This window comes from Pseudomonas sp. JL2, from assembly GCF_031570495.1.
GTDB classification, from domain to species: Bacteria; Pseudomonadota; Gammaproteobacteria; order Pseudomonadales; family Pseudomonadaceae; genus Aquipseudomonas; species Aquipseudomonas rhizophila.
In genome coordinates this window covers 59,604-71,916 of record NZ_JAKUDH010000006.1, presented here as the reverse complement: position 1 = coordinate 71,916, position 12,313 = coordinate 59,604, and the positions used below count along the sequence as shown (strand labels likewise).

General features: G+C 61.2%; 9 protein-coding genes. 4 read left to right on the top strand and 5 right to left on the bottom strand.

The features are described from left to right. Positions 1–8: 8 nt before the first annotated feature. Entirely contained in the window at positions 9–893 is an 885-nt protein-coding gene (locus MKS85_RS10780) for a LysR family transcriptional regulator (RefSeq protein WP_107322642.1), read from the bottom strand. A gap of 129 nt (positions 894–1,022) precedes the next feature. Here MKS85_RS10780 and MKS85_RS10775 point away from each other — a divergent pair, with 129 nt between their 5' ends. Together MKS85_RS10775 and MKS85_RS10770 are read left to right on the top strand one after the other, a co-directional pair. After that, positions 1,023–2,666: a GMC family oxidoreductase gene (locus tag MKS85_RS10775; protein ID WP_188251047.1), complete on the top strand. Its 1,644-nt coding sequence runs from the start codon at positions 1,023–1,025 to the stop codon at positions 2,664–2,666. 207 nt (positions 2,667–2,873) lie between these two features. After that, positions 2,874–4,496, top strand: coding sequence for an MFS transporter (locus MKS85_RS10770; RefSeq protein WP_047227800.1), 1,623 nt, complete (start codon positions 2,874–2,876; stop codon positions 4,494–4,496). Between the two features lie 42 nt (positions 4,497–4,538). Here MKS85_RS10770 and MKS85_RS10765 read toward each other — a convergent pair whose 3' ends face one another. The 4 genes from MKS85_RS10765 to MKS85_RS10750 all read right to left on the bottom strand — a co-directional run bounded on the left by MKS85_RS10765 (position 4,539) and on the right by MKS85_RS10750 (position 9,116). After that, entirely contained in the window at positions 4,539–7,016 is a 2,478-nt protein-coding gene (locus MKS85_RS10765) for a TonB-dependent receptor (protein ID WP_188251046.1), read from the bottom strand. 101 nt (positions 7,017–7,117) lie between these two features. Continuing rightward, the gene (locus tag MKS85_RS10760; RefSeq protein ID WP_107322639.1) at positions 7,118–8,077 is read right to left on the bottom strand and encodes a FecR domain-containing protein; all 960 of its coding nucleotides are present in this window, start codon (positions 8,075–8,077) and stop codon (positions 7,118–7,120) included. Beyond that, a complete protein-coding gene (locus MKS85_RS10755; protein ID WP_047227797.1) occupies positions 8,074–8,595 on the bottom strand; it encodes a sigma-70 family RNA polymerase sigma factor in 522 nt (173 codons plus the stop codon). Before MKS85_RS10755 ends, MKS85_RS10760 begins: the two co-directional genes overlap by 4 nt. Positions 8,596–8,708: 113 nt before the next feature. Continuing rightward, positions 8,709–9,116, bottom strand: a complete 408-nt coding sequence (locus MKS85_RS10750) for a response regulator (RefSeq protein WP_047227796.1) — start codon at positions 9,114–9,116, stop codon at positions 8,709–8,711. Between the two features lie 241 nt (positions 9,117–9,357). Here MKS85_RS10750 and MKS85_RS10745 point away from each other — a divergent pair, with 241 nt between their 5' ends. Together MKS85_RS10745 and MKS85_RS10740 are read left to right on the top strand one after the other, a co-directional pair. Next, positions 9,358–11,304: a DNA topoisomerase III gene (locus MKS85_RS10745; RefSeq protein ID WP_188251045.1), complete on the top strand. Its 1,947-nt coding sequence runs from the start codon at positions 9,358–9,360 to the stop codon at positions 11,302–11,304. Positions 11,305–11,953: 649 nt separating this feature from the next. Then, the gene (locus tag MKS85_RS10740) at positions 11,954–12,283 is read left to right on the top strand and encodes a hypothetical protein (RefSeq protein ID WP_188251044.1); all 330 of its coding nucleotides are present in this window, start codon (positions 11,954–11,956) and stop codon (positions 12,281–12,283) included. Positions 12,284–12,313: the final 30 nt, after the last annotated feature.

Sequence of the window (12,313 nt, the reverse complement as noted above, 5' to 3'; positions counted from 1 at the left end):
ATTGGCGATCAGGGCAGCAGCAGCCCCTGCTCGCGCTCGCACAACTGCACCACATAATCCCAGAGCACCCGCAGGCGCACGGATTTGTGCAGTTCGCGGCGGGTGCTGATCCAGTAGCTGCGGCGGATGGTTTCATCGGGCAGTAAAGGGACCAGGGCCGGGTCGCTGCTGGCCATGTAGCAAGGCAGTACGGCAATCCCCAATCCCGAGCGTGCAGCCTGTTGCTGGGCGATGACGCTGGTACTGTGGAACACCACCCGAGGGTTGCGGCAAAAGCTGTTGAGAAACATCAGTTCCTGGCTGAACAGCAGGTCGTCGACATACCCGATCCAGGCATGGCGGGCCAGGTCTTCGCGACTGCGCAACGGTGGCGAGCGGTCCAGGTAGGCCTGGCTGGCGTAGAGCGCCAGACTGTAGTCGGTGAGCTTGCGGGTCACCAGCAGGTCGGCCACCGGGCGTTCGAGGTGAATGCTGATTTCCACTTCGCGGTTGAGGATGCTGACAAAACGCGGCACCGCCACCAACTCCACCTCCAGCCCCGGATAGCGCTGGAACAGACCCTCCATGCGGCTGGCTAAAAACATGATGCCCAGCCCTTCCGTCACCCCCACGCGGATCTTGCCCAAGGGCGCGCTGGACTGGGTGATGTCCTCCTGAGCCAGTAGCGCCACGTTTTCCATGGCTTCGGCGTGCTTGAGCAACGATTCGCCCGCGGGGGTCAGTTCATAACCCTGGGCATGCTGGACAAACAACGCAGTGCCCAGGCTTTTCTCGATGGCTTCGATGTGCCGGGCCACAGTGGCATGGGTGGTGTTCAGGCGTCGTGCGGCCGTGAGCAAACGGCCGCTGCGTTGCAGTTCCAGAAAGTAGCGCAGGTCATTCCAGTCGAACATGGGCCATCCTTGAACACGCCTGAAGGCAGGACTGTTTAAAAACGCACAGTGGTTGCGCAAAAACTAACATTCTTTTGACGAAACCTAACAACTAGGATGCATCCCACAAGAACAAAAATGAGGTCGCGAATGCAACCTGTCGTCGATGAATACGATTACGTGATCGTGGGCGCCGGCCCTGCCGGATGCCTGCTGGCCAACCGGCTTAGCGCCAACGCGCAGCACCGGGTGTTGTTGCTTGAAGCGGGCGGGCGCGACAACTATCCGTGGATTCACATCCCGGTCGGCTACCTGTTCTGCATCGGCAACCCGCGCACCGACTGGTGCTTCAAGACCGAGGCGCAAGCGGGTTTGCAAGGGCGCGCACTGAGTTACCCACGGGGCAAGGTGCTGGGTGGCTGCTCCTCCATCAACGGCATGATCTACATGCGCGGCCAGGCCGCGGATTACGACAGCTGGGCCGCCGAGGGCAACCCTGGCTGGGCCTGGAAAGACGTGCTGCCGTTGTTCAGACAGGGCGAAAACCACTTTGCCGGAGACTCCGAGCTCCATGGCGCCGCCGGGGAATGGCGGGTCGAACGCCAGCGCCTGTCATGGCCGATTCTCGATGCGTTTCGCACCGCCGCCGAGCAGAGCGGTATCCCCAGCGTGGACGACTTCAACGGCGGCGACAACGAAGGCTGCGGCTATTTCCAGGTCAACCAGAAAGCCGGGGTGCGCTGGAACGCGGCCAAGGCCTTCCTCAAACCGGTTCGCCAGCGCCCCAACCTCACGGTAATGACCGATATCGAAGTCGACCGCGTGCTGTTGCGTGACAACCGGGCCCACGCCGTCAGCGCCCGTTGGCAAGGCAAAGGCATGACGTTCAAGGCGCGCAAGGAAATCGTGCTGTGCGCCGGCGCCGTCGGCTCGCCGGGTATTTTGCAGCGCTCGGGAATCGGTCCGCGCAACCTGTTGCAACGCCTGGGCATTGGCGTGGTTCATGAGCTGCCCGGCGTGGGCGGCAACTTGCAGGACCACCTGCAACTGCGGCTGATCTACCAGTTGGAAAACGCCCGTACCCTGAACCAGATCGCCGGCACTTTATGGGGCAAGATGGGCATGGGGCTGCGCTACCTCTATGATCGCAGCGGCCCGCTGTCCATGGCCCCCAGCCAACTCGGCGCGTTCGCCCGCTCGGGGCCGGAACAGACCTCGGCCAACCTCGAATACCACGTGCAGCCCTTGTCGCTGGAACGCTTTGGCGAACCACTGCACAGTTTCCCGGCGTTCACTGCGTCGGTCTGTGACCTGCGTCCGCAAAGCCGTGGCCGGGTGGACATTCGCTCAGCCAACCCGCACGAGGCGCCGCTGATCCAGCCCAACTACCTGAGCCATCCCGAAGACTTGCGGGTCGCCGCCGACGCCATCCGCCTGACCCGACGCATCGTCGCCGCCCCGGCGTTGAGCGCCTTCAAGCCGGTGGAATACCTGCCGGGACCAAGCCTGCAAACCGAGGAAGAACTGCACCAGGCCGCCGCCCGTATAGGCACGACGATTTTCCACCCGGTGGGCACCTGCCGCATGGGCCAGGACCGCGACGCGGTGGTGGATGCGCAACTGCGGGTTCACGGCATCAACGGCCTGCGCATCGCCGACGCCTCGATCATGCCGCGCATCACCTCGGGCAACACCTGCTCGCCCACGCTGATGATTGCCGAGAAGGCGGCGCAGATGATCCTCGAGGCGGACATCCGCAGCACCACGCCCCAAAAGGAACCTGCCACGGTCTGAAGAACAACAGAATCCCCCTGTGGGAGCGAGCCTGCTCGCGAAGGCGGTGTATCAGCTCACGATGATGTCGACCGGCATACCGCTTTCGCGAGCAGGCTCGCTCCCACAAGGAGAACCCTTTGAATTCAAGGTATGCAGCAAAACAGGAGACGCTGTACCGGCGTCGACAGTGGAACAACAAAAACAATCACTGTGAGGGATACCCAAATGTCTGAACATGTTCAGTCCCTGGAAGCCACGCGTAGCGCCGGCACCAGCCAGGAAACCCAGAAAGTCATCTTCGCCTCGTCCTTGGGGACGGTGTTCGAGTGGTATGACTTTTTCCTCTATGGCGCCCTGGCGGCGGTGATCAGCAAGCAGTTCTTTGCCGGGGTCAACGACACCACGGCATTCATCTTCGCCCTGATGGCATTCGCCGCCGGTTTCATCGTGCGGCCTTTCGGCGCACTGGTGTTCGGACGGCTGGGAGACATGATCGGACGCAAATACACCTTCCTGGCCACCATCGTACTCATGGGCCTGGCGACGTTCTGCGTCGGCCTGTTGCCCAACTACGCCAGCATCGGCATTGCCGCGCCCATCATCCTCGTGGTGCTGCGCATGCTCCAGGGCCTGGCCTTGGGCGGTGAGTACGGCGGTGCTGCCACCTACGTCGCCGAACACGCGCCGATGGGCAAGCGCGGTTTCCACACCAGCTGGATTCAGTCCACCGCCACCCTCGGGCTGCTGCTTTCGCTGCTGGTGGTACTGGGCTGTCGTTATTTCACGGGCGATCAGTTCGAAGTCTGGGGCTGGCGCATTCCGTTTCTGCTGTCGATCGTGTTGCTGGGCATCTCCACCTGGATCCGCCTGAGCCTGCATGAATCGCCGTCCTTCTTGAAAATGAAAGAAGAAGGCAAGTGCTGCAAGGCGCCGATCCGCGAATCCTTTGGTAAGTGGGAAAATCTCAAGGTGGTGCTGATCGCGCTGTTCAGCATCAACGCCGGGCAAGCGGTGACCTTCTATGCCGCGCAGTTCTATGTGCTGTTTTTCCTCACCCAGTTCCTGAAGATGGATCCGGCCCTGGCCAACAGCCTGCTGATCGTCAGCGTGGTCATCGGCGCACCGTTCTTCATCTTTTTTGGCTGGCTGTCGGACAAGGTCGGGCGCAAACCGGTACTGATGATTGGCCTGTTGCTGGCGACGGCGTTGTACTTTCCGATCTTCAAGACACTGGCCCACTACGCCAACCCGGCCATTGACCTGGCGAGCCGTCAGGCGCCGATCACCGTGATCGCCGATCCGGCCACGTGCACCTTCCAGTTCGACCCGGTGGGCAAGGCCCGTTTCGATAGCCCATGCGACAAGGTCAAGACCTTCCTGGTCAAGCAAGGCCTGCCCTACAGCAGTGTCGCGGCGCCGGCCGGCAGTGATGTGCAGGTCAGCGTCGGTGATGTGAAGCTTGAAGGCTACGACGAAGCCGCCCTGCGCGGCGCGGTGACCCTGGCGGGCTACCCACAACAGGCCGATGCCCAGCAGATCAACCGGCCGATGATCGTGGCACTGATCGTGGCGCTGATCATCATTTCAGCCATGTGCTACGGCCCACTGGCGGCGCTGATGGTCGAACTGTTTCCCACTCGGATCCGCTACACCTCCATGTCCCTGCCCTACCACATCGGCAACGGCTGGTTCGGCGGTTTCCTGCCCACCGTGTCGTTTGCCCTGGTGGTCTACACCGGGGACATTTTCTACGGGCTGTGGTACCCGGTGATGATCACCGGGGTGAGCCTGGTGGTGGGCATGATTTGCCTGCGGGAAACCCGGAACGTGGACCTGGATAAAAACTGAGGGCAAAACCGTGGCGAGGGCGTTTGTTCCCTCGCCAGCGGATCAGAAGTGCGCCTTCAGGGTCATGGTGAAGTTGCGCGGCTCACCGTAATAGTTACCGAAACTCTCGGTCCCGATGGTGCTGTAGTAGCGCTTGTCGAACAGGTTGTTGCCGTTGAGGGCCAGCGACCAGGTGTCATCGATGCGGTAGCCGACGCGACCGTTCCACACGGCATAACCGGCCTGGATGATCTTCTCCCCCGTCGCAGGCGATACCCGGAAATTGTCGCTTTGGGCATTGACCCCCGCACCGACGCTGAACCGTTCGAACGCCCCACCCAGGGCATAATCGCCCCACAGTCGCAGCACATGACGCGGCACATAGCTGTTGAACGAGCCGCCGTTGAGACTGGTGTCAATGTCGTTCAGGGTCTTGGTCTGGGTGTAGGTGTAACCGGCAAGCAGTTGCAGGCGCTCGATGACTTCACCGCTGATCTCGGCTTCGAAACCCTGGGCGCGAACCTTGCCGGCGTTCTCGTAGCAGTAACCGTCCGAGGACGCACAGCTTGAGTTGTAGTCGGTCTGGGCCTGGTCTTTCTGCAACGTGCGGAACAGGTTGAAGGCGCTGTTCAGGCGTCCCTCGAACCATTCGCCCTTGATCCCCAGCTCATAGCTTTCACCCACCAGGGGCTTGAGTGCCGAACCGCTTTCGGAACGGTAGTTGCCTTGGGGCGTGAAAATGTCCGAGTAACTGGCGTAGGCCGTCAGGTGTTCGTTGAGGTCCAGCAACACAGCGGCAAACGGGGTGACCTGGCCTGTCTCCGTGCTCTTGGCGTGTTCCGAACCGCCGGTGAGGAACACCGAGTCGGTCTTGGAGTTGTACCAACTCACCCGGCTGCCCACGACAAAGGTCAATGGGTCCGCCAGTTTCAGGCGCAGGGTCGAATACAGGCCTTGTTGCCGGGTGACGGTTTTCACCGGGCCACCGCGCGTCGAGTTCTCGATGAAGTAACTGTCGTCCGGCTCCGGAATATGTCGATCCGGATCGAATACGTTCTGTTGCTGCGGCAGGAAGGCGACCGAGAAAAAATCATCCTTGTCCGAACGGCTGGCGTTGAAGCCGACGATCAATTCATGCTGCTGCCCGAGGGCGTCAAACTTGCCGTCCAGGTAGGCGTCGAGGCCGTAATCGACCTGGTCATAGTCGTACATGCTGCCCAGCACGTTGGTGGTCGAGACGCCCGGCGTCACCGAGCCGGATGCAAAGGCGTATTTGATGTCCTGGGTGTTTTTCGTATAGACACCGGCCACCTTCACGGCCCAGTCGTCATTGAGTTGATGCTTGAGATCGCTGAACACCGTGGTCCGCTGGCTACGCCAGGTGTTCCACGACGGATCCAGGCAAGTAGAGCGACTGAGTTTCAAATCGCTGCCATCCCTGTAGCGCGGCTGCCCGCCCCAGCAAGGACTCGCATCGACATCCTCATAGGCCAGGCCCAGGCCGAGGGTGGTGTCGGGCGTCAGGTCGAAGTCCAGGGCACCGTAGTAAATCTGGTCCTTGCGCCGAGCATCGTCGTAGAAATAATGCCGGCTCTGTTCGGCGATCACCGCCCTGCCCCGCAGGGTGCCGGAATCATTCAGCGGGCCACCGGTATCGACCTGCCCGCGGTAGTTGTCCCAGGTGCCGCCCGAGAGGCTGAGTTCGGTCTGGGCCGTGGCCTGGCCGCGTTTACGGACGAAATTGACGCCACCGGACGTGCCGCCGGCGCCCTTCATCATCCCGGCGGCACCGCGCAGGACTTCGACCCGATCGTAATACGCCATGTCACTGCTGAAACTGTCGGCCTGGACATAGCTGTTGCCCATGTCCAGCGGAACACCGTCGTATTGATACTGACCGGACATCCGGAACCCACGGGAGTAGAAATATTTGCCGCCCATGGTCGAGTCGTAGACGGTAATGCCGGGCGTTTTTTCCATCACTTGATCAATGGTGTTCAGGTTCTGGTCATCGAGCATCTTGCGAGTGATCACTGTCACCGATTGCGGCGTCTCGCGCAGGGAGTGCTCGCCTTTGCCGATCGTGACCGCCCCCGTCGTGTAGGAGCCACTGTTCTCGGTGGTCGCTCCGAGCATCTGCGCCTCGATGGTGGTTGCTCCCAGTTGCATGGCCGAACCGTTGGCGGGCACGGAGCGCAGCACGTACGTGCCGTTGGCCTGGCGGTCGGCTTGCAGGCCGCTACCGCCAAGAATGCGGGCAAATCCATCGCCCACGCCGAACGAACCTCTCAGGCCGGGCGATTGCAGGCCCTGGAGTTGCCGGGCATCAAACGAAATGGCGACACCGGCGGCACTGGAGAACCGGGTCAGGACATCCACCAGGCTGCCGGCCCCGATATCGTAGGCCTGCACCGAACGCTGCTGCGCCGAGGCACCTGGAGCCGGACTGGCATTCACGACCCCGACGCTGCCGGTCACGGCTGCCAGCAAGCCGATTTTCACTGCAAACACCAGACGACCTGGCGCGCTTACCCAAGACATGCTTCCCCTCCCCCAAACGGTCGATAAAAACTCACTGAGGAAGAGCCGAACGATGGAGATAAAAAGTGCAGGACAGTGTTCTTTTTTATCGCGCCGCCACGTCAGCGCTGATCGCCGCTCGATACCCGGACCCAAAATCGGCTGTAGCGGGTCACGCGTAACGAAAAGCCACTCTCCAGCGCCGCCAGGGCGAGATCGGTGTTATCGACGGGAAACACGCCGGAAACCTTCAAGTCGGCAATGGCCGGATCACAACGCAACACGCCGTTGCGGTAACGCGACAGTTCATCCAGCAGCGCCGCCAGAGGACGGTCAATGGCGATGATGCTTCCCTTCTGCCAGGCACCGACCGACACATCGTTGCCGCGCAGCGTACCCAGCGACCGGTCATTGAAATCCAGGCGCTGGCCGGCTTCGACGCGCATCCTCGAGCCAATCGTCGGGAGACTCACCTCGACCGCTTTTTCAAGCACCGCCACCTCACCGCCCCGCGCCTGGCCTCGGACGATAAAACGCGTGCCCAGCGCAAGCACTTCGACATGACCGGTGATGACCTTGAAAGGCCGCTGCAAGGGATCGATCGCCGTCGTGACGAGGATCTCCCCCCACAACAGCTCCAGTAGCCGCTGGCGCCCATCGAAACGAACATTGACCGAGGTGTCGGTGTTGAGCAGCACAGTGCTGCCGTCCGCCAGCTGAAACTCGCGGCGCTCGCCCACTGCGGTGCGGTAATCGCAAAGCAGGTTCTGCGTAGCCTGGCTGCGCCAGCCCAACCAACCCAGGCCGCTGGCGGACGTCAGTAACAAGACGCTGCGCAATACCTGGCGACGGGATCGATTGTGGCGTTCACTCAAGGTCGGTGCCGCCAGGGCGCCCGGCACACTCGCCATCTGTTCAGCCACCGCTGTCATTCGTTGCCAGGCCTGGCTATGCAGCGGGTCTGCGCTCAGCCAGGCATTCCACCCGGCTCGATCCGCGTCGGTCGTGATGCCGGAGTGAAGCCGGGCGTACCACTGCGCCGCCACACGGATGGCTTGCAACTCTTCGGCTGGCAGGTTCATGAAAGTTGCAATTGAATCTGCATCAGGCAGCAATGTTCCATGGCCTTGGCCATGTGGTTATTCACCGTACGTACGCTGACGCCCAGGCGCTCGGCAATTTGCGGGTAAGTCAGGCCGTCGAACTGCGACAGGATGAACGCCTGCCTGACACGCGGCCCCAACCCCAGCAGCAAGCGGTCGATCTCCATCAGGGCCTGGAGCAGGATGGCCTGTTCTTCCAGCGACGGGTGCTGCTCTTGCGGCATGGCGGCCAAGGCTTCGAGGTAGGACTGTTCCAACGAACGGCGGCGAAACAGATCGATCAACAGCCCCTTGGCGATCATCGACAGGTACGGTCGCGGCTCACGAATATCCAACGCGGAGCGAGCCTTGATGACGCGCACGAAGGTATCCTGGGTCAGGTCCGCGGCATCGAAAGCATTGCCCAAACGCTTGCGCAGCCAGCCTTGGAGCCAACTGTGATGATCACTGTACAGAACGTCGACGGCACTGCGTAAGGACAGATCGTTGGCGGGCATGGCAATGGAATAATTCGCGACTGATAATGACTCGCATTGTCATGGAGCGCATCGCCGCTTGCAACCCAAACATGCACAGTCCCAGACCTGCCACCTCACCCTCTTGGCGTTGCTCAATGCACAGAGTGATTTTTCACCGTGCTCTCCACCAGATCCAGCATCTGCCCCAGCGCCCAGGGCTTGGCGATGAACGAGGCGTGATGCTTGATCCCGGCGCTTTCCGGGGTTTCGAAACCGGACATGATCAACAAGGGTATCTGTGGCCACCGGTCGCCGGTCAAATTGGCCAGGTCCGCGCCGTTCAGTTTGCCGGGCATGGTGATATCGGTGAGTAACAAGTCCACATCGTCAGCGCTCTGCTTGAGGAATTCCAGCGCCGCGTCGGCGCTTTCCCGGGGCTCCACGGCAAAGCCCTCGTCTTGCAGGATCTCACACAGGAACTCCAGAATGGTCTGATCATCTTCAACGACGAGAATCAAACGCGCGGCCGCCTGTCCGTTGCCCTTTGGCATCGAATTCATGTAAGTGACTCTCCTTGACCCCATAAACGTTCTTTGCGGTTTCAACCGCTCTGCAAGTTATGAGCGATGCCCTTGCGAGAAATTCATTCTGCGTGCAAATACACCGCCAAACGTTGCGATAACCGCCCTGGAGCAACGCATCGCAACGCTTTATCTGTATATCCATACAGATAAAACTTGCTCCGACACCCATCCATGACCATGCTACAGCCCCATGAAATCTGCTTAGGAAAAGGGCGCTATGCAGCTGTACCTGTGTGAAAAACCGTCCCAGGCCAAAGACATCGCTGCCGTGCTCGGTGCCACGCGCCGCGGTGACGGTTGCTGGCTGGGCGCGAACATCACAGTCACCTGGTGCATCGGCCATCTGCTGGAGACCGCCCCGCCCGACGCCTACGATGCCCGCTACAAGCGCTGGGTACTGGCAGACCTGCCTATCGTGCCGACGCAGTGGAAAATGACGGTCAAGCCGAAAACCGCGGGCCAGTACAAGGCGGTCAAGCGCCTGTTGGGGGAAGCCAAGACGCTGGTCATCGCCACCGACGCCGACCGTGAAGGCGAAATGATTGCCCGGGAACTGGTGGAGCATTGCCGCTACCGTGGGCCGATCCAGCGTCTGTGGCTGTCGGCCCTGGACGAAGCGTCGATCCGCAAGGCCCTGGCCGCACTCAAGCCGGGCGCCGAAACCTTCAACCTCTACCATTCGGCCCTCGGCCGCTCCCGGGCCGACTGGCTGATCGGCATGAACATGAGCCGCCTGTTCACGCTGCTGGGGCGCCAGTCCGGTTATCAAGGCGTGCTGCCGGTGGGCCGCGTGCAGACCCCCACCCTGCGCCTGGTGGTGGATCGCGACCGCAGCATCGCGGATTTCGTACCGGTCGCCTATTGGGCCATCGACGTGCAACTGCGCCACGACGGCACTGTGTTCACCGCCCAGTGGCGCGCCGACCCGGATGCCTGCGACGATCAGGAACGTTGTTTGAACCAGGCCCTCGCCCAGGACGCCGCCCAAGCCATGGGCAACGCTGCCACCGCCCGGGTGATGAAAGTGCGCACCGAGCGCTTGCGCGAAGCGGCGCCGTTGCCGTTCGACCTGGGCACCCTGCAGGAAGTCTGCTCGAAGAAACTCGGCCTCGGCGCCCAGGAAACCCTGGACATTGCCCAGTCGCTCTATGAGACCTACAAGCTCATTACCTATCCGCGCAGCGATTGCGGTTTCCTGCCTTTGAGCCAGCACAGCGAAGCTGCGGCCATCCTCGCCGCCCTCGCCCAGGCCGACCCGGGTCTTGCGCCGCTGCGCGAGCACTTGCAGCCCCAACGCAAATCCCGGGCCTGGAACGACGCCAAGGTCAGCGCCCACCACGGCATCATCCCTACCGCTGCGGCGAAGAACCTCGACAAGCTCGCCGGCAAGCAGCGGGCCGTCTATACGCTGATACGGGCGCGGTATCTGGCGCAGTTCCTGCCCAACCACGAATACGACCGGACCCAGGCCGACTTCGACTGCGCCGCCCAGGCATTGCGGGCCGTGGGCAAGCAAATCATCGAACCCGGCTGGAAACGCGCCCTACCCGAAGCACTGGCTCCGGCACGAGGCCGTGAAGCACCGGTACCACAAACCTTGCCGGCCCTGGTCGAAGGTCGCGACTGCGCCGTGGACGAGGTCAAACTCAAGGACCTGTGGACCCAGCCCCCCAAACCGTTCACCGAGGGCGACCTGATCAAGGCAATGAAGAACGTTGCCCGGCTGGTGGAGGATCCGCTGCTCAAGCAAAAGCTCAAGGACACCACCGGCATCGGCACCGAAGCGACCCGGGCCTCGATCATCCAGGGCCTGCTCGACCGCGGTTACCTGGTGAAAAACGGCAAGGCCCTGTCTGCCACACCGGCGGCCTTCAGCCTGATCGATGCGGTGCCCCGCGCCATCGCCGATCCAGGCACTACCGCCATCTGGGAGCAGGCGCTGGACATGGTGCAAAGCGGAGAGATGAGCCTGGAAGAGTTCGTGACCCGCCAGGCCGCCTGGATGAGCAAACACATCGCCCGCTGCCAGGGCATGAGCCTGACCATCAACGGCCCGGCCAGCCCTGCCGGCCGAGGGGCCACCCCATGGAAAAGCAAACGCAAGCCGGCCAAGCGCAAGGCCAGCGGTACACCTCGCAAGGCGAGCAAAGCCAAGACGACCTGATAAATACATGTTCGACGCGTCGCCCTGTGGGAGCGAGCCTGCTCGCGATAGCGTTATGTTAGTCACCATGGATACCGACTGATACACCGCCATCGCGAGCAGGCTCGCTCCCACAGGGATATCTGCCCTGATCCAGAATTTTCATAACAAAACCATTTTGTCCGACAATATGTAGTGACCAAAAATAATCACTACAAAACCGTTGACGCCTCCGATTTGGCCTTGCATGATGCAGACGTCTCCCCGATCGGGAGTACAGGTAAATGCTTGAGCAAGCTCGTCTGACCGCCGAGCTGTTTTTTGGATAAGGGACTGCCCACAAGGCAGATTGAAGGTGCTGACCTGGCATGACCGTCCGGTGACAAGGACGAGAAACGTCGGCGACGATCCTCATGACGCGCGTGGTCGACCCTCGAAAGTTGACAATGCCTGAAGGTTCTTCGCTGTTTCTCTTCGTTGTAGCGCATTTGCGTAGCAGCCCTTCGATAACACTACACAACCGATGCACGACCCCGTCGAAGTCAGACGGCCGGGTGCTGACGGCCTGGTTTCGGTGCTAGCCATGCAGCACTGGACAGGCACTTACCGAAAGAAGCGAAGTTTTTGCGAACCACCAGACAGATCAACCAAATGGTCAAGGGGCTTACACATGAATCTGAATAATCAACCATCTATTGATGAACTGGCTCGCATGTTCGCAGCACACAAAGACACCCTGGACAGCCATATCCTGTGGATCAGCAAGAATGGCCAGGTCCATATGGACTGCCTGTCGCCGTTCACCCAGGAAGACGAATTCGAGAAGAATCAGCAGGACCTGTGTGCCCGGTTGAAGATGTACCGTCGTGGCCAGGGCTACGTCGGCAAGAAGGCCGCGGCCGACAAAGACTTCATGGGTAGCGTGCTGCAAACGCTGACCCAGGCGTGGCAGTCGATGCAGAACACATCTGAAGTTCGGGTCATCGACCGCCTCTGCTGATCGCGCTTAAAACAAAGGGCCCGTTCCTGA